The sequence below is a fragment of the Burkholderia sp. 3C genome (assembly GCF_054589155.1).
This window is the reverse complement of sequence record NZ_BAAILN010000066.1, coordinates 333,685-356,410: the sequence shown is the minus strand read 5'-3', so window position 1 is coordinate 356,410 and position 22,726 is coordinate 333,685. Positions and strand designations below refer to the sequence as shown.

Sequence of the window (22,726 nt, the reverse complement as noted above, 5' to 3'; positions counted from 1 at the left end):
CGTCGCGCGCAACGCCCCGATCACGCACAACGCGTTGTCGGCCGAGCACGCGGCGGGGCTGCGCGCGAACGCCAGCACCAGCACGAGCGGGCCGAGCACCAGCATGACCAGGGTGATGCGCGTCCAGAAATCGGCACGCCCCTCGGTGCCGCACAGGTCGATCAGCAGGTTGCGCGTGACCGCGCGCAGGTAACGGGCGATGGCATAGCCGATCGGCACGGGCAACAGGAACTGGATGGCGAGGGCGAGCGAGGTATTCATGATTGATTGTCCTTACTGTTGTTTCTGTATAAACAGAAATATAGAGCCCAAAAAAAGCGGGTGTCGCCACCCGCGCGTGCTTACTTGCTCGGCTTGCGCCGGACCACCTGGCTGATCTTCGCGCCGATCCCCAGCGTCTTCATCAGCGTATCGGGCTTCATGCGCAGCATTTCGTCGGACCAGGTGGTCAGCGTCTCCATGAACTGCAGCGTGTCGCGAATCCTTTGTTCGGTTTCCTTCGTTTCGTTGGCCATCTCGGGGCTGGTGAGCGTGTCGCGCAGCACCGTCAGCGTCGGGTCGATCTCGCGCTGGCGGCGGCCCTCGACGATCAGCTTGAACAGCTCCCAGATATCCGTCGACGTTTCGAAGTGGTCGCGCCGGTCGCCCATCACATGCACGATGCGCGCGAGCTTCCACGATTGCAGCTCCTTCAGGCTGGTGCTGACGTTCGAGCGCGCCACGCCGAGCGCGCCGGCGATCTCGTCGGCGGCGATCGGCTTGCCGTGGAGATAGAGCAGCGCGTGAATCTGCGCGACGGTGCGGTTGACGCCCCAGCGGGAGCCCATTTCGCCCCAGTGGAGAATGAATCGTTCGGCAAGCGGTGTCAGTTCCATGCGGCGTAATGTACGAGCCTTCAGTTATTTCTGTCAAGACAGAAATAAAGCGGCCGATTCGGGCCGAAAGCACGACGGCGCCATGCGACACAACGTCCTGTTGTTTTTATATTCATCGCAGAATTGGTTTGTTTCCGGCCCGGACGGAATTCGCTAACGTGCGGATTCTTCCAATAACAGACCGAGCCATAAAAGAATGAAGCGTCTTTCCTACTTCGCACTGCCCACCGTTACCGCCCTTGCCGCCAGCCTGTCGCCGGCCGCACAAGCGCAAAGCAGCGTCACGCTGTACGGCATCGTCGATGCCGGCATCGCGTATGTCCACAATGCGCAGGGCGCCAACGGCGCGAACCAGTCGTCGCTGGTGAAATTCAACAGCGGCGGCCTGTCGGGCAGCCGTTGGGGCCTGCGTGGCACGGAAGATCTGGGCGGCGGCCTCGCCGCGATCTTCCAGCTCGAAAACGGCTTCAACGTCGGCACGGGCGCGCTCGGGCAGGGCAGCCGCGAATTCGGCCGCAAGTCGATCGTGGGCCTGGCCGATCAGCGTTGGGGTACGCTGACGATCGGCCGCCAGTACGACCCGATCGTTGATCTGGTGCAAGGCTTGACCGAAGACGGCCCGTTCGGCGGCACCTTCGCCACGCCGGGCGACCTCGACAACTACGACAACAGCCTGCGCGTCAGCAACTCGGTGAAGTACACCAGCCCGCTGATCGCCGGCATCCAGGTGGAAGCGCTGTACGCGCTCGGCGGCGTGGCGGGCCAGACCGGCAACGGCCAGACCTACAGCTTCGGCGCGTCGTACGCGCAAGGCCCGCTGTCGCTCGGCGCCGGCTACTTCTTCGCCAATGGCGGCAACACCGTGACGAACGGCACGCGCACCTGGACGAGCACCTCGGATTCGCTGTTCAACACCGTCATCAACACGGGCTTCTCCAGCGCCAAGTCGATCCAGATCGTGCGTGCCGCCGGCCAGTACGTGCTGGGCGCGGCCACCTTCGGTATCGCCTACTCGAACACGCAATACGTGGGCGATTCGCTGTCGGTGTTCAAGTCGACGGCCAAGTTCAACAGCGGCTCGGGCTTCTTCAACTACCGCTTCTCGCCGTCGCTGAACACGGGTATCGGCTACAGCTACACGTCGCTGACCGGCCCGGTGTCGGCCCACTACAACCAGGTCAACATCGGCGCGCTGTACTCGCTGTCGAAGCGCACCGATCTCTACGCGGTGGCCGGCTACCAGAAGGCCAGCGGCAACTCGCTGAACGCGGCCGGCGCGGTGGTCTCCGCTCAGGCATCGATCGGCAGCTTCGGCGTGAACTCGGGCACCAACAGCCAGGAACTGGCGCTGGTGGGCATCCGCCACAAGTTCTGATCGCGCGCGGAGCGGTGCGTCCGCTCCGCTTGCCTTCATCCGTTTCAGCACGGCCGGCTTCGCGCCAATGCGACGCCGGCCGCGTTGCGTTTCGGGCTTTCAGACGCTTCCCCGTTCGGGCCGGGATGGCCGATACTGTCGGGCCGCATTCTCTTCCGATCCCGCTGCCCGCCATGTCCGCCGAACCGAATTCCACTTCCATCGCCACGCCTACCCTCGACGGCCGGCTCGTGACGCTGCGCCCGTTGAGCGAGGTCGCGCCGACCGAGTTGCTGGCCGCCGCCGCCGATGGCGAACTCTGGAACCTGACGGTGACCGTGGTGCCCGGCCCGGCCGGCATCGACGCCTATCTGGCGAAGGCGTTCGAGGGCGAGCGGGCCGGCACCGTGATGCCGTTCGCGATCGTGCGGCGCGACAGCGGCAAGGTGGTCGGCAGCACGCGCTTCTGGAAGATCGACCGCGTCAATCGCCGGCTCGAAATCGGCCACACGTGGCTGTCGGCGTCGATGCAGCGCTCGGGCGCGAACACAGAATGCAAATACCTGCTGCTGCGCTACGCGTTCGAAACGCTCGCTTGCGTGCGCGTGCAGTTCACCACCGACGTACTGAACGAACGCTCGCGCGCCGCGATCCTGCGGATCGGCGCGCACGAGGAGGGCGTCGTGCGCCACGAGCGCATCATGCCGGACGGCCGCAAGCGCAACTCGGTGCGCTTCAGCATCATCGACGACGAATGGGCCGCCACGCGCGCGCATCTCGAAGGACTGCTGGCGAAGTAGGCCACGGCATGCGGGGCACGCTCGGGCCTCATCGACAACGAATGGGCCGCCACGCGCGCGCATCTCGAAGGACTGCTGGCGAAGTAGGCTACGGCACGCGGGGTGCGCTCAGGCAGCGTCGACAACGAATGGGCCGCTACACGCGTGCGCATCTCGAAGGACTGCTGGCGAAGTAGGTCACACGCGCGAGGCCGCTCTCAGGCCGCGCGCCGCGCGATCAGCGCCGCGCCGAGCGGCGCGAGCAGCAACGCACCGAATACCCAGCGCGCGGCTTGCGCCGTGCCGGCCACGCCGCCCGGCTCCACCAGCCCGCCCGCGTTGGCGAGCATCCCCACCAGCGCCGCACCGGCCGCCGTCGCGAACAACTGCACGGTGGTGATCGACGCGCCCGCGAGCGCGTTCTCCGCATCGGGCACGGCCTTCAGCGCGCGCGTCAGCAAGTGCGGCCAGGCCACGCCGACGCCCAACCCGAGCGCCACCATCGCCGTGCAGATCGGCAGGAGTGCGAGCCATTCGCCGCCGCTATCCCTCGGCAGCAGCGCGAACAGGCCGAGCATGCCGGCCAGTTCGAGCAGCGGCCCGGCCACGATCAGGCGGCGCAGGTTCGGGCCGCTCGCGCCCGAGCAGGCCAGCGCGCCGAGCGTCCAGCCCGCGCCCATCAACGCCGCCAGATAGCCGGCCGCGAGCGGCGGCTGGCGATGCAGCACCTGCAGGAACAGCGGCGCGAAGATTTCGGCGCTGGTGACCGTGAGCGACAGCAGCGCGAGGATCGCGTAGCACTTCGCGACCGGCGAGCCGGGGCGGAACGCGCCGGACGGCAGCAGCCGGTTCGACGCACGCCGCTCGATGCGCACCAGCAGCGCCGCGCAGCCGATCGCCAGCACGATGCCGGCCAGGTTCCAGGCCGGGTCGGTGGACGCGCTGCCGGCCGACACGGCCAGCACCACCGCGATCAGCAGGCCCAGTTGCGGCTTCGGCGTGGCGGTGTTGCCTTGCGCGGCAGCGGAGGCCGAGGTCGAGGCCGCGTTGCGCGGCAACACCGCCGCCGCCAGCAGCGCGAACGCCGTGGCCGCGCCCGCCACCGACCAGAACGACGCGCGCCACATGCCCCATTCGGCGAACACGCCGCCGACCGCCGGCCCGATCAGCGTCGCCACGCCCCACATGCCCGACACGAGCGCCATCGCGCGCGGCCACAGCGCCTCGTCGAACACGACGCGGATCATCGAATAGGCCAGCGCGCACAGCACCCCGCCGCCGAAGCCCTGCACGAGCCGGCCGGCCAGCAGCACCGGCATGGCCGGCGCGAGCGCGCACAGCGCCGCGCCCGTGGCGAACACCAGCGCCGACAGCGCATAGGCGCGCCGCGGCCCGAGCCGCTTCAACAGGCCGGCCGCGAGCGCCGAGCCGGCGATCGACGCGACGATGAAGATCGCCGTGCTCCACGAATACAAGTCCAGCCCGCCGATGTCGCGCACCACGCTCGGCAGCACGGTGGCGACCACGTAGACGCTCATCGCATGCAACGCCACGCCGCCGGCCAGCGCGAGCGAGCGCAGGCCGTTCGCGCCCGAGCACAGCGCGGCCCAGCCGGTGCCGGTCGATATCGCCGCGTTCGTCGAAGGCGCCGCTGCCGCCGTGAATTCCTCTCGCTTGCCCATGGGTTCTCCCGTTGCTGGTTCGATCGAGGCCGGCAAGCGTGCTTGCTCCGGCCAACGGCATCGTTTATAAAACCTCATGTTTGGTTGAGGTCAAGGGGGCGCGCATGAGTATTGACGTAAAGCAGGCGTTGTCGGTGGGCGAGGTGGCCCGTCGCAGCGGCGTGAGCGTGGCGACGATTCACTTCTATGAAGCGAAGGGATTGATTCACGGCTGGCGCAGCGAAGGCAACCAGCGCCGCTATGCGCGCGACGTGCTGCGCCGCATCGCGATCGTGCGGATCGCGCAGCGCGCCGGCATGCCGCTCGCCGCGATCAAGTCGGCGCTCGACGCGTTGCCGGCCGGTCGAAAATTGACGGTGCGCGACTGGCGGCGGCTCTCCACCGCGTGGCGCGACGAATTGAGCGAGCGGATCGATCAGCTCACCAAACTGCGCGATCAATTGGGCGGCTGCATCGGTTGCGGGTGCCTGTCGATGCGCGACTGCCCGCTGCGCAACCCGGGCGACCGGCTCGGCGAGGCCGCGCAGGGCGCGGCGCTGCTCGAAGGCCGGTAAGACTGCGAAACCAGGACTGCGAAACAAAACGAGACGGGCCGGCGATGTCATGCCGGCCCGTCTTTTTTCCGGCGTTCGGTTCGTTTAGCTGGCGGTGCCCATCGCCGGATCGGAGACCGAATCCTTGCCGGTTTCGATGCGCCCCGCGAAGCGGCGGCGGAACGTCGTGGAGGTGCTGCTGCCGACCGTGAAGTCGTACCAGTTGCCGCTGTCGGCCACGGCCCAGCTCAGTTCGCCCGAGGCGTTGGCGGCCACGGTCAGCGTCCACGGGCCGTCGCTGCGATACGCGTTGGCGGCCACCGTGAAGGTAGCCGGCTGGCTGCCGCGGTTGAACAGCTTGACGATCACGCTCGACGCGTCGCAAGGCTGGTAGCACACCTGAATTTCCGGGTTGACGCCCGCGCCGAGTTCGCCGAGGTTGCCCACATATTCACGGTGATAGCCGTTCGGCCCGAGCACCCACAGGTCGTAGCTGCCGTTGTCGGCCGCATCGGGCACCCACACGCCGCTCAGCGACTTGCCGGCCTGCACCGCGTAGCGGCGCGGCACGCGATCCAGATGCAGCCGGTCGTACACATGGAACACCGCGCCGGTGGCGTTGCCGCTGGCGTTCGTGAATTCGAGCGTGAGGCGGGCGGCGGCCGGGTGCGCCGTGGTGTGCAGCTCGTAGGGCAGCGCGCGCGACGGCCGCGTGCCGGTGGCCTGCGCGGGCAGCGCCGAGGTGGCGGTGGCGGCCGGCACCGGAATCGCGCTGGCCGCGGCCTGCGACGACGCCAGCGAATCGGCGCCGACCTTGGTGGTGCGGCCCGACAGCGTGGGCAGCGCGCCGTCGTTCGGCGACACGAAGTTGAAGCACGAGCTGAGGTCGCCGCAGATCGCGCGGCGGTACGCACTGATCTGCGGCTCGGCCACGCCGAAGCGCTTCTCGAGAAACATCAGCGTGGAGGTGTGATCGAACACCTGCGAATTGACGAAGCCGCCACGGCTCCACGGCGAGATCACCCACATCGGCACGCGCGGCCCCGGGCCGTACGGGCGGCCGTCGATCGCGGGCTGGTTGCTGGTGGCCGGCGTGAAGTTGTGATATTCGGGCGCCATGTCCGCATCGGCCAGCGTGCTGCCGCCGGCCAGCGTGCCGTCGGCATTGTGCGACGGCGCGCTCGGCGGCGGCAGGTGATCGAAGAAGCCGTCGTTCTCGTCGTAGTTCACGAGCAGCACCGTCTTGCTCCACACGTCCGGGTTCGCGGTCAGCGCGTCGAGCACTTCCTGCACGTACCAGCCGCCCTGCGTCGGGCTCGACGGCCCCGGATGCTCGCTGTAGTACGACGGCGGAATGATCCACGAAACCGACGGCAGCGTGCCGTTCTGGATGTCGTCGCGGAACGTTTCGAGGAAGCCTTGCGGCATGGTGTTGCCGAAGCCCTTGGCGAGCGGGCTCAACGGATCGTCGATGGCCGGGTCGTAGAACGGGCCGGCGGCCGTCACCGATTGATTGATGTCGACCGTCGAGACGTATACCGGGCGGCGCGCGGCCGGCATCTGCTCGATCGCGGCGCGCCAGTGGCGAAAGCCCATCATCTCGTTGCAGCCGAAATTGTCGACCAGGCTCTGATAGACCTTCCAGCTCACGCCGGCCGATTGCAGGCGGTCGGCGTAGGTGGTCCAGGTCCAGCCCGAGGTGGACGGGCCGATGTCGTTGCCGCCGTTGAACTCGTTGTTCAGCGCGGCCACGCCCACGTTGCTGCCGTCGGTGGGGCTCTTGCCGTTCGGGCCGTTGGTGCCGCTCCAGTAGAACAGGCGGTTCGCGATGGTGCCGGTGTGCATGCCGCAGTGATATGCGTCGCATATCGTGAACGCGTCGGCCAGCGCGCGATGGAACGGCACTTCTACGGTTTCGTAGTAGCCGAGCGAAAGCGGCGTCTTGGCGGTGGGCCATGCCGACATGCGGCCGTTGTCCCAGGCCGCCTGCGCGTCGTTCCAGGTGTGCGGCGTGCCGCCCGCGCGCAGCGCGTTGCCTTGCGTCTCGTCGAGGTGATACGGCGCGAGCACGCTGGTCACGCCCGCTTTCGTATAGCTCTGATGGAAGATGTTGGTCGCGCCCGGCGCCGGAATCGCGAAGCGGTCGCCGTAGCCGCGCACGCCGCGGAATGTGCCGAAATAGCTGTCGAACGAGCGGTTTTCCAGCATCAGCAGCACCACGTGCTGCACGTCGTTGAGCGAGCCGGTGACGTTGTTGGCGTCGATCGCGAGCGCGCGCCGGATCGCCGGCGGAAACGCCGACAGCGTGGCGGCGGCCGCGGCGCTGCCGAGCGAGGTTTTCAGGAACCGGCGTTTCGAAGAACTGAATGTCATGCGGAGGGCTTCCGGGTGAGGGCGGGGCGGCTCAGGGAGCCGGCGCGCAGTGACGGGTCGAGCAGGCGGCGGCGCCCGCGCCGCTGGACGGCGTGGTGTGCGGTGCATCGTCGTTGCCGCCGCAGGCGGCGAGCAGCAGCGTCGCACACAGCAGCGCGGCGCCGAGCCATGAAGTGCCAATGATCGAAAGGCGAGCCATTGTTGTTGTGATCCCAGGGACAGCGATGGAAACGGAGGGAACGCGCCGGCCGGACGGTTCCGCTTTGCGAGGACAGGGCCTGAATCCGTTGCCGACTGTAGGCTTTGTTTTTGGCAGGAATGTGAAGCGGATTGCAAGCTTGGCGATCAAGTGTGCGGTCGAGAACGTTACCGTGCGCAGCGATCGATGTGGAATGCCGATAATTTCCGATATTTATTCGATGCGAGGTAGTGCTTACCGATTTCCCGCGAAAAGCGAATCGATGCGCGCGCAAGCATCGCCTGGCATGCAACTCGGGTGTCGCAAAACTGTCAGTCGCAAGCGGCAGAATCCGTTAACCCACCGACCACTGACGACAGGACCCCCCATGTCACTGAACTATGGTTTGCTGAAAGGCACCGTTGCCGGACATCTTCGCGACGCGGACGACGATCACTACCAGATCCTCGTACACGCCGGCGACGAAGTGTTCCGTATCGCCGTGAACGTGAAATCGTCGGCGCCGCATGCGCCGTCCACCGTGCTGTTCGAGTCGCGCACCACGCTGCCCGATGCGCTGACCTCGCAACTGACGGCCGCTGCCACCGGCTTCACGAAGCTGGCCAGCCAGCCGGGCGGCCTCGCGATCGACTTCGTGCGCGGCGATCTGGTGGATACCTCGGCGATGGTGCCGGTGCCGCCCGACCAGCCGGGCCAGAGCAACGACCTGAAGGACCGCCTCGAAAGCGCGGTGGTCAAGGCGATGGATCAGGCCGGCTCGGAAGTGTTCGCGTTCGGTTCGAAGTGGGGGCCGGAAACCAAGCCCGACCAGTATTTCAAGTTCGTGCCGGGCCAGGGCATTCACGACATCCACATGAACCAGGGCAATTCGGGTTCCTATCGTAAGGACAACGGTGTTTACCAGGATGGCTGCCTGATGCTGCGCTATCCCGACGGCACCTGGCTCGCCGTGTTCCTCGCGTTCCAGTCGCAGACCTTCGACACCGACGATCACGGCAACCCGGTGAACGGCGGCCACTGATCGCGCGTTCGTATCGCGTCGGGCTTGCTTGGCGCGATTCAGCGCCTACACTGGTAGATTGACCTGTGTAGCCGGGCGGAGCCATGAAAATCGATTTCCATGCGGACCCGGTAGATGTGGACGCGATCTGCCGCGATCTCGAGAACGGCGAAGTCACCGTGATCGACACCACCCGGCCGAATTTCCGCGATCTGCACGAAGCGGTCAGCCCGCTGATGCGCGGCTCGGCCATTCTGCCCCTTTCGGTGCGCGATGCCGATGGTGTCTGGCATTGCTACCTGCTCAACCGCGATTACCAGCCCATCTCGCTCGACGAGGTCGATGCCAGCGTGGCGCGCGCCATCGCGCTGTGGCAGGCGGCCGGGCGGCCGACGCCGTATCGGGTGGCGGCGGCGCGCTAGGGCGCGCCGCGTTCATCGGTCATTTCTGATCGGCCGGAATCGCGTCGTCGCTCCTGATCCAGCCTTCGATGCGGCCCGCGCGCGGGTTGTGGAAGCGAACCTGCAACCACGCCGCGTCGGCGCTGGCGCCGATCAGGTCGAGCGCGTCGTCCTGCACTACATAGCGGCGCGTCGGGCCATCGTGCGGGCTGTCGTGCAGCGGCAGCTTCGGCACGGCCACCTTGATGCCCACTTCGCCGCCGCCATACGCCTGGGGCTGGCTGCCGACCACCTTGCCGTGCTCGTCATAGGTCAGCAGCACCGAGGCCGGCCCGCCGTCCGCCGCCGCGCCTTCCACGATCGACGTCTGCAGGCCGATCGGCAAATCCTGGCTGCTCTGATAGAGGTACAGCGTGCCGTCGGCGCGATAGCGGTAGGCGTCGCTGTACCACACCGGGCCGCTGCGGCATGAACTGTAGAGCGTGCGCTCGGCCGGCTTCGCCTCGAGATTCGTCAGGTCGCCGCAACTGCCTTGCCGTGCATTGCCCGATGGCGCGTGCAACGGCGTGAAGCGGCGGGCGGCCGGATCGTACAGATAGACCTGATACGCCTCGTTCACCATGCCTTGCATGACGGTGACGGCCACATCGCGATGGCCGTCGAAGTTGTAATCGCCGAGCGCGTAGTCGAATGTCCCGTCGCCGTCGCCCAGATCGCCATCGAGCGCAAGAGTTTGCGAGACGTTGCCGGGCGAGAGCCGCACGCGGACATGGGTGCTGTCGATGCGCGTGAGCGTGGCCGTGGTGTTGGCGTCCACGCGGTAGCTCATGACGGGAGGCGCGGCCAGCGCCGCCGTGGCGGCGAGGCTGCCGGCCAGCAATACAGCCAGCGCGGCCGGGCGCGATTCGAATCGGCTCATGGGTGTGATCCCCGGAATGATCGGTGTGGTGTGGGCGGCATGATCGCGGCGGCCAGCATGGCACGGCGCGCGCCTCGCCGCAACGCCGCCGCCTTCGGCAATCCTTTGCATTTCGATGCATCATGTCGGGCCGCGCCGGCGAGCGCCACCCTGGATGGAGCCTTTCGACATGCCTGCCCCCCGCACTGGCCAGACCGACCTGCAACAACTGCTGACCGGCATCGATCCGGCGCTCGACGAGGACATCTACACGTTCTGCACGGTGGTGCGCGACGCGCGTGGTGGGCACGACACGCCGGCCGATTGCATCTGCACGTTCGACGAGCGCGAAGGGCGCACGCTGATCCTGCCGCTCGACAGCGCGCGCCGCGATGGCCTCGTCCACCTCGGCGAATGGGCGAAGATCACGCTGCAGATTCATTCGTCGCTCGAAGCGGTCGGTTTCATCGCGACCATCGCCACCGCGCTCGCGCACGACGGCATCAGCGCCAACGTGATGTCGGGCTATTACCACGACCACGTGTTCGTGCCTTGGGCCCGGCGTCACGATGCGATCGACGCGATCCGCCGCGTGGCGCTCGAAGCCGGCGCGGCATGACCCCCTGTCAGGAGAAAACCAGATGCTGAAGATCATGACCGATGCCACCTCGCCGTTCGGCCGCAAGGTGGTGGTGGCCGCCTGCGAGCGCCATCTCGCGGTGCGCGAGGTGTTCGTCGACATGAAGTCGCCCGAGGTGCTCGCGCCGTTCAATCCGCTTTGGCAGATTCCGGCGCTGGTGCTGTCGGAAACCGCCGGGCTGTACGACAGCATGGCGATCCTGATTCACCTCGATTCGTTGCATGCGCAAGCACCGCTGGTGCGGACCGGCGATGCGGCCGCGCTGTCGATGCTGGGCCTCGCCGACGGCCTCATGGAAGCGGTGCTCGCGCGCCGCGTGGAATCGGTGCGCGACCTGCCGCGCCAGGAGCCGGCCTACCTCGCCAGGCTCGAAGCGCGAATCGAGCGCGCGCTCGACGTGCTGGCGGCGCGGCTCGGCGAACTGACGCCCGACCCGGGCGGCATTCCTTCCGGCACGCAAATCGCCGTGGCGGTGGCGCTCGATTACGTGGATTTCCGCTACGGCCGCCAATGGCGCGACACGCGCGCCGCGCTCGGCGCATGGCTCGAACCGTGGGCGGCGCGCTCGGCGATGGCGGCCACGGCGCCCGGTGCGCGCGAGCCGTTCGTCAGCGCCTGACATGCCGCCGCGCGCAAGGTCCTGACGCGATTCGTTCATGCGTCGGGATCGCGCGCGCCGCGCGATCAACCGACACATCCGCTTCACCGCCACGTCATTTCGGATAGCTAACTTGGTGGGGCTTCGTCACACGGCGAAGCGTCGTATCCATCCACTCATGAGCACCGAAATGACAAAGATCAGATTGCATCATGCGGCGGCGCTGGCGTTGTTTGCCGCGTCGCAGTTCGCCCATGCCGGCACGCCGAGCGTCGGCAGCCGCGAATACAAGGTCCTGCTGAACCCGGTTGCGTTCCAAAGCGCGCCGGCCGACGCGGCGAACCGCTTCCTTACCGACCTCGAGGCCTCGCTGGCCGCCAACGGCTTCGACAGCACCGTGAAGAAGTCGTTTGCCGCGGACCACAACCGCACCGTGCAGTATTTCGACACGGCGAACAGTTGCGCCGTGCGCACGGCCGGCTACTCGATGCGCGAGCGCAACGAAAGCGGCAGCCTCGATATCGAGCTGAAGTTCGGCTCGGCCAATCAGAGCACCTCGGCCAACACCGACGTGACCGGCAGCTCGTCGAAGGCCAGCTCGAAGCTCGAGGACGACATCACGCCGCCCGCGAAGGAAACCTTCTCGCACTCGACCAGCGAGCCGCTGTCCAGCTCGAAGAACATCAACAAGGTCAGCGACATCAAGGATCTGTTCCCCACCACCAAGACCTTCGACAGCATCGCCAGCACGGCGCTGGTGCCGGTCGGCGGCCTGTCGATCCACGAACTGACGTTCGACGGCCCGACCAGCGATCTCGGCCAGGAAGACGCCGATTTCACGATGACGGTGTGGTATGCGAACGGTTCGAGCACGCCGGCGCTGGCCGAGATTTCGTTCGAGGTCGACGTCAACGACAACGGCGTGTTCACCGACAAGGTCACGTCGCGCTCGCAACTGATCTTCAACACGATCCAGGGCATGACGAACTGGGTGCAGTCGCCCAGCTCGACCAAGACCGCCTGGGTGTATCAATACCAGCCGTCGTTCTGCAGCGGCCAATAAGGCGTAGCCGAAGCAAGACTCCGACTTCCGCGCCTGGCGTGTTGCAGATGCAGCATGCCAGGCGCGGTTTTTTTACGTCAGTGCAGCGTATCGAGCTTCCTGGTCCAGCGCGAAGCGAGCCCGAGCAGCACGCCGCTGATCGCGAGCATCAAGGTGCCCATCGCCATGCCGTCGCCGATCGAGCCTTGCTCGAACTGCTGCCAGATGAATACCGAGGCGGTTTGCACGCCGCTCGGCGCGAGCAGCAGCGAGGTCACCAGCTCGCGCGAGGCCACCGCGAACACGATCATCATCGAGGCGGCCAGCGGCGGCGCGACCAGCGGCAGCACGATGCGCAACAGCACGCGCCCCTGCGACGCGCCATGCACGCGCGCGGCCGCCTCCAGGCTGCCGCCGATCTGCCGCAACGCCGCGCTCGCGTAGCGCACCGGGTAGGGCAGCAGCAGGCACGCATATGAGAGCAGCAGGATCACCCAGGTGTTGTACGGCGTGACCGGCCAGAACGGCAGGTTCCAGGCGAGGATCAGGCCCACGCCGATCACGATGCCGGGCATCGCGTGCGGCAGCAGCGTCAGGCCGTCGAGCGCCGCGCGGCCCGGCGTGCGGGTCTTGACCACCACCCACGCCGCGAGGAAGCCGAGCACGCCGGTGACGAGCGCGGTGCCGGCCGCCAGCGCGAGGCTGGTGCCCAGCGCACTTGCACCGTCGCCGCCCGAGGCGAGCGCGCCGAAGTGCGCGAGCGTCAGGTTGGCGACGCTGAGGCCGCCCGACAGCGTGCGCAGGAACGCCGTGGCGATGATGGTGGCGATCGGCGCGACCGTGGTGCCGAGCGCAACGGCGGCGAACAGCAGCACGATCGGCGTGCGCCAGCGGCCCGCCTCGGCCGGCTCGACGGCGACCGGCTTGCCGGTTTGCGTGTCGAAATCGCGGCCCGCGAGCAGGCGACGCTGCGCGACGAACGCCGCCATCGCCGTGACCCCCAGCAGCGCCGACAGCACGGCCGCGCCGGGCAGGTCGATCGGCCAGTCGGAGAAGCGCGCCTCGATCGACGTGACCAGCAGGCTGAAGTTGGCACGCGCGCCGAGCGCCGACGGAATGCCGAACTCCTCGATCGCCATCGTGAACGCCAGCAGCGCGCTCGCGGCGATGGCGGGTGCGGCCAGCGGCAGCGTCACGCGCACGAACGCGCGCCACGGGCTCGCGCCGCACACGCGCGCCACCTGCGCGAGCCGGCCGCCGGTCTGCATCATCGCGCGCGACACCGAGAAATAGACCACCGGGAACACGCTCAGCGTCATCGCCGTGACGATGCCGGGAAACGAGAACAGGAAGCCGCCGAGATCGAAGCCGGCCAACTGTTGAAGATAGCCGTGCGGTTGCAGCAGCAGCATCCAGCCGAGCGCGCCGAGATACGGCGGAATCAGGAACGGCGCGAGGAACAGCAGATCCCACAGCCGCGCGCCCGGCACCCGCACCAGGCCGCGCAGCGCACCGAGCGGCACGCCGAGCGCGAGCGCGCCGGCCGCCACCGCCAGGCCGAAGCGCAGCGTGTTGCCGAGCAGCGGCCAGGTGTTCGATTCGTCGAGCGTGGCGTAGACGGCCGAGAACGGATGCGCGAACGAACCCTGGCCGAGCGCGGGAAAGATCGCCTGCAGGCCGACGAACGCGACCGGCAGGCCCACCAGCAACAGCAGCGCCGCGAGCAGGGCGCCGAAGCCGGTCACGCGGCCGGCCCGGCCGGACAGCCGTGCGCGCCGCGTGGAGGAACGCCGCGCGAGCACGGTCGCCATCAGTGTTCGCCGAACAGGCTGTTGAAGCGCTTGAGCACCTCGGCGCGCGAGGTCTTGTTGCTGCCGTCGTCGATCGGCAGCAGCTTGAGGTCCTTCAGGCCGGGGCGGGTGGATTTGACGTCGTCGCGCGCCGGGATCAGGTACGCGGCGGCGACGATCTGCTGGCCTTCGTCGGACAGCACGTAATCGACGAACGCGCGCGCATCGGCCTGCGCCTTCGAGGTCTTGAAGATCATCATCGGGCGCGGCGCGATCACGGTGCCGCTGCTCGGGAAGATCACCTTGACCGATTCGCCGGTGGCGGCCGAGCCGTAGGCCACGTAATCCACCGCGCCGAACACGGCCGATTTCGCGCCTTGCAGCACCGGGTTGATCGCCTGCGCGTTCGGGCCGAGCACCACCATGCCGTTCTTGTGCAGGCTGTCGAACAGCGTCCAGGCCGCTTCGCCGAGACGATCCTGCAGGCCCAGCAGCAGGTCGAGCGAGGCGCCCGACAGTGCCGGGTTCGGCGTGCTCACCTGGTCGCGGTAGGCCGGCGCGGCCAGATCCTTCCAGTCGTGCGGTTCGGGCTTGCCGGTTTTGGTGTTCCAGACGATGCCGAGCGCCGAGATGCCCTGCGCGACATAGTTCGGGGTCTTGAACATCGGCGAGACGTGTGCCGCGTTCGGGCTGGTGTAGGGCAGCAGCCAGCCGCGGCGGTCGAGATCCTGCGCGGTGTCCCACGAGGCGGAGATCAGCACGTCGGCGTGCGGGTTGCCGGCTTCGGCTTCGACGCGGGCCATCAGCTTGCCGGTGGTGGCCTGGAACAGATCGACCTTGACGCCGGTCTTGTGTTCGAAGCCCTGCGCGAGTTTCTTGGCGAGGTTGCCGGGGCCGGCGGTATATACGGTGAGAGCGTGCACGGATTGAGTCAGCCCGAAGGCCAGCGATAAGGTAAGAACGGTCTTGGAAAGCGTGGTGAGCATACTACCGGCTCCTTGAATTTTGGGCGATCTGCGCAACCCGGCCGTGCGCCAGCGTGACGATCGTGTGCGCCAGCGCTTCGGCTTCGGCGCGATCGTGCGTGACGTAGACGGCGGTGGTGCCGAGTTGCGCGAGCAGGTCGCGGATCTCGCCGCACAGCGAGGCGCGCAGTTGCGGATCGAGGTTGGAAAGCGGCTCGTCGAACAGCAGCACGCGCGGGCGCGCCACGATCGCGCGCGCGAGCGCGACGCGCTGCTGCTGGCCGCCGGACAGCGCCGACGGGCGGCGCGCGCCGAACGCGCCGAGGCCGACGCGTTCGAGCGCCAGCTCCACGCGCTCGCTGCGCTCGGCGCGCGGCACGCCGCGCATTTCGAGCGGGAACGCCACGTTGCCGGCCACCGTCAGGTGCGGCCACAGCGCGTAATCCTGGAACACCATGCCGAGGTCGCGCGCCTCGGGCGGCGCGCAAGTGGCGGGGTCGGCGACGGTCTCGCCGCCGAACATCACGCGGCCCTCGTCCGGCCGCAGCAGCCCGGCCAGCAGCTTCAGCAAGGTGCTCTTGCCGCAGCCCGACGGGCCGAGCAGCGCCAGCGTGGTGCCCGCCGGCACGTCCAGGTCGATGCCGTCCAGAACGGTGTGCCCGCCGAAGCGCTGCCGCAATCCGCGCAGGTGGATCGAGATGCTCGTGCCGGGGTTCATGCGCACTCCTTCAGAACTTGTGGCGGATGCCCGCCATCAGGCCGAACTGGTTCTTGCCCGCCACCACGTCGGTGCCGAAGCCGTTCAGGCCGAGGTTCGAGCCGTTGCGGTTCAGCACGTAGCCGAGGTTCAGGTACAGGTCGGTGCGCTTCGAAAGGAAGTAGTCCGCATCGATCTGGAACGACCACGGGTCGCGCGAATTGCCGTAGAAGTTCTGATACATCGCGGTGCCCGAGAACGCCAGGTTCGGCCGCGCGTACCAGGTCGAGCCGAACCAGTAGAGGCTGCTGGCCTCCACCGGCGAGGTCGACAGCGTGCTCAGGTGCACGGCGTGCGAATCCAGGTAGCGGTAGCCGACGTAGGTGGTCACGGTGGCGATCTTGTAGCTCGCGCCCACGCCGATGCGGCGGTCGATGTCGCCTTCGTTGCCGCCCACCTTGGCGGTGTGCGCGGCCGTCGGGCTGGTGCTGCCGCCGTTCTTCTGGTCGTACACCAGCGTGGCGCTGAACGGGCCGTGCTTGTAGCGCAGGCCGGCCTCGATCACGCGCGCGTAGCGGTTGTCGCCGGCCGGTTGCGAGCCGAAGTTGACGTTGTCGTAGCCGAAGCTGTACTGGGCGATCGCCGAGAGGCCGCCGAAGTGCTTCTCGTAGCGCAGCGTGTTGTCGAGCCGGTCGGAGAACGCCGGGTCCTGCATCTTGATCGCGTACACCGCGTTCTTGAGCGGGTTGTATTCGCTGACCCAGTCGAGGAACAGGCCGCCCTGGCGGCCCAGCGCGACGGTGCCGTAGGTGTCGTTGGCGATGCCCACGTAGGCGAGCCGGCCGAATTCGCGGCCGCCTTGCAGCGACGTGCCGGTGCCCACGTTGATGCCGCTTTCGAGCAGGAAGAAGGCGCGCGAGCCGCCGCCCAGATCCTCGCGGCCGGTGATGCCCCAGCGCGAGCCCGACATGTTGCCGGACGTCATGCGCGTGACGCTGTTGGTCTGACCTTTGTTGGTGGTGGAAGCGGCGGCCTGGTTCAGGTACTCGATACCGGTATCGAGAATGCCGTAGAGCGTCACCGAGGAGCCGGCGGCGGTGGGTGTTTCGTCTGCGTAGGCGTAGGCGGGCAGGCCGGCACAGGCGGCCAGGCACGCGCCTACCGCCGCGATGCGATAGGAGTGGTTCACGAGTTATGTCCTCTTTGGGATTCAATCGAGCCGCCACTCTAAGTGGCACGCAAGTCAGGTTCGTGACAGGCGCGAGCGTGTTGTTTCGCCCGTGGCGGGCGGCTCGGCGCGACGCGCGTGAAAACGTGAGGGGTGCGAACGGTTTGGAACCGGCGTTCAAGCGCCGGCATCTGCGCGCTTGTCGCCGTTAAAAAAACGGCGATGCGGCAAGCGCCGCGGCGCTGAACACGCTGAAAGGCGTTGGCGAATCGTCAGGATTCGCCGCGAGGCCGATGGCCCGGAATCAGAAAATCGAGCGTTCGGTGTAGGTCGTCAGCCATTCGAGCGCGAGCACGCCGGCCAGCGAATTGCCGTTCGGATCGAGCCCCGGCGACCACACGCACACCGCCATCTCGCCCGGCAGCACCGCGACGATGCCGCCGCCCACGCCGCTCTTGGCCGGCAGCCCCACGCGATAGACGAAATCGCCGGCCGCGTCGTAGGTGCCGCAGGTCAGCATCAGCGCGGACAGGCGCTTGGCCGAGCTGGCGTCGACGATGCGCTCGCCGGTAGCCGGCGCGACGCCGCCGTTGGCCAGGAACAGCGCGGCCTGCGCCAGCTCCACGCAGCTCATCGAGATCGCGCATTGGCGGCAATAGGCGTCTACCACGGTTTCGGGCGGCATCCACATGTTGCCGAAGCTCGCCATGAAATAGGCCATCGCGCGATTGCGCTCGGCGTGCTGCCATTCCGATTGCGCGACGCGCGAATCGTAGTCGATCTCGGTCGAGCCGATCAGGCGGCGGATGAATTCCACCAGCGCGGTTTCGGCGCGCACGAAGCGGCGGCTCAACACGTCGGTCACCACCAGTGCGCCTGCATTGATGAACGGGTTGCGCGGCTTGCCGCGTTCGCTTTCGAGCTGCACCAGCGAGTTGAACGCGTTGCCCGACGGCTCGCGGCCCACGCGTTGCCAGAGTTCGTCGCCGAGCATCTGGAACGCCAGCGTGCAGGCGAACAGCTTCGAGATGCTCTGGATCGAGAAGCGCTCGTTGGCGTCGCCCACCGTGTAGGTGCGCCCGTCGAGCGTGACGATCGCGATGCCGAAGCGCTCGGCCGGCACCGTGGCCAGCTCGGGGATGTAGTCGGCCACGCGTCCCGCGCCGATCCACGGTGCGATTTCGGAATGGATGCGGTCGAGTATCGGTTGGTAATCCATGACGGCGTTTGGCGGCGCTCGCGCGCGAAATTCAGCGAGCCCGTATGGAAGCGCTTGCGCGGCGATTCGTCAAGCACCAATGCGGTGCGCTGGCCGTGCAGGCGAAGCGGCCGCCGACGATGCAAGGCGGGATGTGAAGCGGGATGTGAAGCGGGATGCGAGGCGGGATGTGAAGCGGGCCATAACGCGACATGATGTGCCGCTCGCGAACCTGCGCCGTCCTTCGCGCGGTGGTGCGCCTGTTAAGCGTTTGCTGACCATCAGCCGCGAGAATCGGCGTGAAAATTGACGTGAAACCGACGGTTTTGCGACGCCGTCGGCGCACGTGCCGAGATTTTCCGTACAAATGCGTGGCAACATGCATCAGCGGTCACGGAGGGCAGTATCATGCGAAATATTTCATGAAATTACCGGTGCTTACCGGAACCTTGCAAAACGAACCGGCACGCCGGTTTGCCAGCAGCCTCGATCGAGCCGATTCTCCATGCCCCACCGCATTCTTCTGGTCGAAGACGACCCTCGCCTGTCCACCCTGATCGGCGGCTATCTGAGCAAGCACGACTACGAGGTCGAGACCGTGCTCGACGGCCAGGTGGCCGTGTCCGCGATCCTCTCGAAGCGGCCGGACCTGGTGATCCTCGACGTCAATCTGCCCGGCAAGGACGGCTTCGAGATCTGCCGCGAGGCACGCAAGCAGTTCGACGGCGTGATCGTGATGGTCACGGCGCGCGACGAGCCCTACGACGAGCTGCTCGGCCTCGAATTCGGCGCCGACGATTACGTGCGCAAGCCGGTCGAGCCGCGCATCCTGCTCGCGCGGATCAAGGCGCAACTGCGCCGCTCGCCGCAGCGCCCGGCCGAGGCCGCCCACGGTTCGGACCGCTTCGCGTTCGGCGGCTTCTCGATCGATCGCGGCAACCGCTCGGTGCGCCTGCCGGACGGCTCGTCGCCGGACCTGACCTCGGCCGAATTCGATCTGCTGTGGGTGCTGGCCAGCCGCGCGGGCGAGGTGGTGAGCCGCGACGACCTGATGCGCGAATTGCGCGGCATGGAATTCGACGGCCTCGACCGTACCATCGACGGCCGCATCTCCAAGCTGCGCCGCAAGCTGCAGGACGATGCGAGCCACCCGCGCCGGATCAAGACGATCCGCAGCAAGGGTTATCAGTTCAGCACGCATGCCTGGGAATAATCCCGACGACGCGCCCGCGCCGAGCGCCACCTACCAGCCGCGGCTGCCCGCGCTGCGCTACCTGCGCTGGCGCTGGCTGCGGTTTCGCCGCACCTGGACCGACACGCGCGCCGACCGCATGCCGAGCTGGTCGCGGCTCTATCTGCGCGCCTATCTGCATCTGATGAGCCTGGTGCTGCTGATGGTGGGCGTGCCGTTGCTGGCGCTGGCGTGCACGCTGTCGCCGGCGCGCGTGCTGGCCGGCTTCGACGCGCTGCCGGGCGGCTGCTTCGGGGTGGCGCTGTTCGTGATCGTGGTGCCCGCGCTGGCCGCGTGGCGCTGGGCGCGGCCCACCTGGGTCGATCTCGTGATGGTGCGCGAGCGCGCCATCGATTTCAGCGGCGGGCGCTTCCACACGCGCGCCCGCGAATCGCACAGCGTGCTGCTCGGGCCGCTCGCGCGCATGCTGAACTCGCTGGCGATGCGCATGGAGCGGCTGATCGCGGCGCAGCGCGACCTGACCAACGGCATCTCCCACGAATTGCGCACGCCGCTCGCGCGCGTGCGGTTCGCGCTCGAGATCCTGCGCGATCCGGGCAGCGAGGCCGAGCGCCAGGATGCGCTCGACGGCATCGCCCAGGACGTGACCGAGCTCGACGAACTGATCGACATGAGCCTGACCTACGCGCGGCTCGAATACAGTTCGCTGCAATCGATCCCCGAGCCGACGCTGCTCGCGAGCTGGCTCGAAACCGAGGTGCACGATCTCGCCCAGCTCGACCCCGACAAGACGATCGAGATGCGCATCGGCGTGCCGCGCGAGCTGCGCGTGAACATGGATACGCGGCTGATGTCGTACGCGATCCGCAACCTGCTGCGCAACGCCGGCAAGTACGCGCAGTCGCGCATCCTGATCGGCGTGAAGCTCGGCGCCGGCCCGGGCGAGATCGTGATTTATGTGGAGGACGACGGCCACGGCGTGCCGGACAGCGAGCGCGCGCGGATCTTCGACGCGTTCGTGCGGCTCGACCGCCACACCGCCGGCTACGGCCTCGGCCTGGCCATCACGCGCCTGGTGCTGGAGGCGCATCGCGGCCGCATCGTGGTGGCCGACGCGCGCGTGCTGGGCGGCGCGCGCTTCGAGATCCGCTGGCCGGGCTGAGTTCGCCCGGCGTGCGCGCCTTGCCGCCTCAGTAGGTGCGGCCGAGCTGGAAGTACAGGTTGCGCAGCCCGCCCGGCGCCAGCGCGATACCCACGTAGATCGGCCCGAACGAGGTCACGAAGCTGCCGAACAGCGAATAGCTCTGCTTCATCGACCCGCTGCGGCCGCCGTCCTCGTTGGCCCACACGTTGCCGATTTCCGCGCTCGCGCCCACGTAGAACGCCTTGATCGGCGACGCGTTGAACGTCATCAGGCGGTTCATGTAGGTCACCTGACCATAGGCCAGCGCGTTGCCGCTCAATTGATCGACGGCGTAGGCCGACAGATGCTGGAAGCCGCCGAGCGTGAACGCCAGCAGGTTCACCGGGCTGGGGGTGCCGAAGTTGTTGCCGCCCTCGACGCTGGCGCTGAAGCTATGGCGTCCGAACTGTTGCGCGATCATCGCCTTGCCGAAGATTTCCGTATAGCGCGCCTGATCGCTCGCGACCAGCGCGTGGTCGGCGCGCAGCTCGACGTAGTAACCCTTGCGCGGCAGCATCGGGTCGTCGAGCTGGTCGATCAGCAGGCGTGCGCGCGCCGTCAGTTCGTGGCCGTTTTGGGACGGGAAGGTTTGGCCCGTCAGTCGGCCGGCGTCGTCGACGTCGTCCGGCAGGTTGTAGGTGGCCGACGCATTGCCGTGCGCATAGGCCAGGCCGATCCGGAAATCGCCGAGCCGGCCGATCGGCACGCCGAAATCCATGCCGAGCCGCTCGGTCTGCAGCCGATATTGCGTGATCTTGTAGTTGTCGAGATACAGGTTCGCGAAACGGCGCTCGAACTCCACGTAGGGCGCCAGGTAGAAGCCGTACCGGCTCGACAGCGGCTGGCGCAGCTCGGTATGCACCGATTGCAGATCGCTGCCGAGCGTGGAATCGACACGGAATTCCAGCCCCGAATCGGTCAGCCAGGGGCGGCGGTAGCCCACGTGGAAGCGGAAGCCGCCCTCGTCGCTCGAACTGCTCGACATGCCCAGCCCGAACAGCAGGAAGTTCGGGCCCCAATCCTTGCCGCGCGCGTCGACCACGAGCGTGTTGACGTCGCCGTCGCTGACCACCTGCTGGGTGGCCGTGTCGAAATTACCGCCGGTGGTCAGCGCCAGCAGGTCGCGGCTCACCGCCTGGGGATCGTAGAAATCGCCCGGTTTGACGTGCAGCGCATCGGCCACCACGCGCTTGGGCACCGGCCCGTTGGTGCGGATTTCGATCTTCGTGATGCGCAGCGCCTGCTCGGGCGGCGCGCGATGCTGCGCGAGATAGGCCGCATAGGCCTGCGGCGACAGCGCGTACGGTTCGAGCCTCGGCAGCGCGGCCTCGGCGGCCGCCTCGCCGGCCGCGATCGCCTGTTTGACGTTCTGGAAATCGGTGAAGCTCATCGCGCCGAGCGAGGGCTCCAGCAGCACGTCGCGCGGCCCGAGTTCGCCGCGTTGCTGCGAGACGTTCTGGCGGATCAGGATGCCGAGCATCTGCTGGAACACGTCGGCTGGCGAGGCCAGCGCGTCGAGCGGTTGCAATTGCGAGCCGATGTCGATCGCGATCACCACGTCGGCGCCCATCCGGCGCACCGTGCTGACCGGCAGGTTGCTGACCAGGCCGCCGTCCACCAGCGTCTGGCCGTCGATCTCGGTAGGCGAGAACAGGCCCGGCATCGCCATGCTGGCGCGAATCGCGAGCGGCAGCGAGCCGCGGTCGAGCACCACCATCTGGCCGGTGCGCAGGTTGGTGGCCACGGCGCGGAACGGGATCGGCAGCCGGTCGAACGGCTGGTTGGTCGGCACGGACGACGTCCAGTCGGCCAGCAGCGCCTGCAGCCGGTTGCCCTGCACCAGCCCGGCCGGGGCTTTGAAGCCCTTCGGCCCGAAGCCGAGCGTCAGGCCGCCGATATAGCGCTCCTCGTCCTCGCGGCGTTTTTGCGGCAGTTCGGCGCGCTCGGTCACGTCGAACGCGATGTCGGCCAGGTTGACGTCGGCGAGCCGGCGCGACATCTCATCCGCGCTCATCCCGCTCGCATACAGCCCGCCGACCACCGCGCCCATGCTGGTGGCGGCGATGCAGTCGACTGGAATGCGATGTGCCGCCAGCACCTTCAGCACGCCGAGGTGTGCGTAGCCGCGCGCGCCGCCGCCCGACAGCACCAGGCCGATC

Annotated in this window: 21 protein-coding genes and 1 pseudogene; 10 read left to right on the top strand and 12 right to left on the bottom strand. The window is 67.7% G+C overall.

The genetic code is table 11. The features are described from left to right. Both ACYP33_RS11940 and ACYP33_RS11935 read right to left on the bottom strand, forming a co-directional pair. Positions 1 to 261 (bottom strand): annotated as a pseudogene (locus tag ACYP33_RS11940) (hypothetical protein); the annotation flags it as partial. A gap of 80 nt (positions 262 to 341) precedes the next feature. Beyond that, on the bottom strand, positions 342 to 875 hold the full coding sequence (locus ACYP33_RS11935; RefSeq protein ID WP_414446689.1) for a GbsR/MarR family transcriptional regulator: 534 nt from the start codon (positions 873 to 875) through the stop codon (positions 342 to 344). Between the two features lie 196 nt (positions 876 to 1,071). Here ACYP33_RS11935 and ACYP33_RS11930 point away from each other — a divergent pair, with 196 nt between their 5' ends. Both ACYP33_RS11930 and ACYP33_RS11925 read left to right on the top strand, forming a co-directional pair. Further along, the gene (locus ACYP33_RS11930; protein ID WP_459621830.1) at positions 1,072 to 2,250 is read left to right on the top strand and encodes a porin; all 1,179 of its coding nucleotides are present in this window, start codon (positions 1,072 to 1,074) and stop codon (positions 2,248 to 2,250) included. A 173-nt stretch (positions 2,251 to 2,423) separates the two neighbouring features. After that, the gene (locus ACYP33_RS11925; RefSeq protein ID WP_459621828.1) at positions 2,424 to 3,029 is read left to right on the top strand and encodes a GNAT family N-acetyltransferase; all 606 of its coding nucleotides are present in this window, start codon (positions 2,424 to 2,426) and stop codon (positions 3,027 to 3,029) included. A 197-nt stretch (positions 3,030 to 3,226) separates the two neighbouring features. Here the strand turns inward: ACYP33_RS11925 and ACYP33_RS11920 are convergent, their stop codons facing one another. Beyond that, positions 3,227 to 4,690, bottom strand: a complete 1,464-nt coding sequence (locus ACYP33_RS11920; protein ID WP_459621826.1) for an MFS transporter — start codon at positions 4,688 to 4,690, stop codon at positions 3,227 to 3,229. Positions 4,691 to 4,794: 104 nt separating this feature from the next. Here ACYP33_RS11920 and soxR point away from each other — a divergent pair, with 104 nt between their 5' ends. After that, positions 4,795 to 5,244 carry a redox-sensitive transcriptional activator SoxR gene (gene soxR, locus ACYP33_RS11915; RefSeq protein WP_459621824.1) on the top strand — a complete coding sequence of 150 codons (450 nt, stop codon included), beginning with the start codon at positions 4,795 to 4,797 and terminating at the stop codon, positions 5,242 to 5,244. 84 nt (positions 5,245 to 5,328) lie between these two features. On the opposite strand, the gene ACYP33_RS11910 is transcribed toward soxR, so the two are convergent. Next, complete coding sequence (locus ACYP33_RS11910) at positions 5,329 to 7,596, bottom strand: phosphocholine-specific phospholipase C (protein WP_459621822.1); 2,268 nt, start codon at positions 7,594 to 7,596, stop codon at positions 5,329 to 5,331. Positions 7,597 to 7,627: 31 nt separating this feature from the next. Beyond that, positions 7,628 to 7,795: a hypothetical protein gene (locus tag ACYP33_RS11905; protein WP_414446695.1), complete on the bottom strand. Its 168-nt coding sequence runs from the start codon at positions 7,793 to 7,795 to the stop codon at positions 7,628 to 7,630. Between the two features lie 367 nt (positions 7,796 to 8,162). Between ACYP33_RS11905 and ACYP33_RS11900 the strand changes: the two genes are divergently transcribed. Both ACYP33_RS11900 and ACYP33_RS11895 read left to right on the top strand, forming a co-directional pair. Continuing rightward, positions 8,163 to 8,816, top strand: coding sequence for a DUF2278 family protein (locus ACYP33_RS11900; protein WP_459621820.1), 654 nt, complete (start codon positions 8,163 to 8,165; stop codon positions 8,814 to 8,816). Positions 8,817 to 8,899: 83 nt separating this feature from the next. Then, positions 8,900 to 9,217 (top strand): hypothetical protein, encoded by a 318-nt coding sequence (locus ACYP33_RS11895; RefSeq protein ID WP_414440063.1) that lies wholly within the window; start codon positions 8,900 to 8,902, stop codon positions 9,215 to 9,217. Between the two features lie 19 nt (positions 9,218 to 9,236). Here ACYP33_RS11895 and ACYP33_RS11890 read toward each other — a convergent pair whose 3' ends face one another. Beyond that, on the bottom strand, positions 9,237 to 10,115 hold the full coding sequence (locus tag ACYP33_RS11890; RefSeq protein WP_459621818.1) for an FG-GAP repeat protein: 879 nt from the start codon (positions 10,113 to 10,115) through the stop codon (positions 9,237 to 9,239). Positions 10,116 to 10,284: 169 nt separating this feature from the next. Here ACYP33_RS11890 and ACYP33_RS11885 point away from each other — a divergent pair, with 169 nt between their 5' ends. The 3 genes from ACYP33_RS11885 to ACYP33_RS11875 all read left to right on the top strand — a co-directional run bounded on the left by ACYP33_RS11885 (position 10,285) and on the right by ACYP33_RS11875 (position 12,395). Further along, on the top strand, positions 10,285 to 10,713 hold the full coding sequence (locus ACYP33_RS11885; RefSeq protein WP_459621816.1) for an ACT domain-containing protein: 429 nt from the start codon (positions 10,285 to 10,287) through the stop codon (positions 10,711 to 10,713). 22 nt (positions 10,714 to 10,735) lie between these two features. After that, entirely contained in the window at positions 10,736 to 11,353 is a 618-nt protein-coding gene (locus tag ACYP33_RS11880; RefSeq protein WP_459621814.1) for a glutathione S-transferase family protein, read from the top strand. 169 nt (positions 11,354 to 11,522) lie between these two features. Beyond that, a complete protein-coding gene (locus ACYP33_RS11875; protein ID WP_459621812.1) occupies positions 11,523 to 12,395 on the top strand; it encodes a hypothetical protein in 873 nt (290 codons plus the stop codon). A 77-nt stretch (positions 12,396 to 12,472) separates the two neighbouring features. On the opposite strand, the gene ACYP33_RS11870 is transcribed toward ACYP33_RS11875, so the two are convergent. The 5 genes from ACYP33_RS11870 to ACYP33_RS11850 form a co-directional block, all read right to left on the bottom strand. Continuing rightward, on the bottom strand, positions 12,473 to 14,185 hold the full coding sequence (locus ACYP33_RS11870; protein WP_459621810.1) for an ABC transporter permease: 1,713 nt from the start codon (positions 14,183 to 14,185) through the stop codon (positions 12,473 to 12,475). After that, complete coding sequence (locus tag ACYP33_RS11865) at positions 14,185 to 15,087, bottom strand: ABC transporter substrate-binding protein (RefSeq protein WP_414440057.1); 903 nt, start codon at positions 15,085 to 15,087, stop codon at positions 14,185 to 14,187. Before ACYP33_RS11865 ends, ACYP33_RS11870 begins: the two co-directional genes overlap by 1 nt. A 64-nt stretch (positions 15,088 to 15,151) precedes the next feature. After that, positions 15,152 to 15,847 carry an ABC transporter ATP-binding protein gene (locus tag ACYP33_RS11860; RefSeq protein WP_459621808.1) on the bottom strand — a complete coding sequence of 232 codons (696 nt, stop codon included), beginning with the start codon at positions 15,845 to 15,847 and terminating at the stop codon, positions 15,152 to 15,154. A 10-nt stretch (positions 15,848 to 15,857) separates the two neighbouring features. Then, positions 15,858 to 17,015 (bottom strand): porin, encoded by a 1,158-nt coding sequence (locus tag ACYP33_RS11855; RefSeq protein WP_459621806.1) that lies wholly within the window; start codon positions 17,013 to 17,015, stop codon positions 15,858 to 15,860. A 283-nt stretch (positions 17,016 to 17,298) separates the two neighbouring features. Next, positions 17,299 to 18,213, bottom strand: a complete 915-nt coding sequence (locus ACYP33_RS11850) for a glutaminase (RefSeq protein ID WP_459621804.1) — start codon at positions 18,211 to 18,213, stop codon at positions 17,299 to 17,301. 484 nt (positions 18,214 to 18,697) lie between these two features. Between ACYP33_RS11850 and ACYP33_RS11845 the strand changes: the two genes are divergently transcribed. Both ACYP33_RS11845 and ACYP33_RS11840 read left to right on the top strand, forming a co-directional pair. After that, positions 18,698 to 19,405, top strand: coding sequence for a winged helix-turn-helix domain-containing protein (locus ACYP33_RS11845; RefSeq protein ID WP_414446705.1), 708 nt, complete (start codon positions 18,698 to 18,700; stop codon positions 19,403 to 19,405). After that, a complete protein-coding gene (locus ACYP33_RS11840) occupies positions 19,392 to 20,546 on the top strand; it encodes an ATP-binding protein (RefSeq protein ID WP_459621801.1) in 1,155 nt (384 codons plus the stop codon). Before ACYP33_RS11845 ends, ACYP33_RS11840 begins: the two co-directional genes overlap by 14 nt. A 28-nt stretch (positions 20,547 to 20,574) precedes the next feature. Here the strand turns inward: ACYP33_RS11840 and ACYP33_RS11835 are convergent. Beyond that, on the bottom strand, positions 20,575 to 22,726 hold a 2,152-nt coding region (locus ACYP33_RS11835), incomplete at its 5' end, for a patatin-like phospholipase family protein (RefSeq protein WP_459621799.1).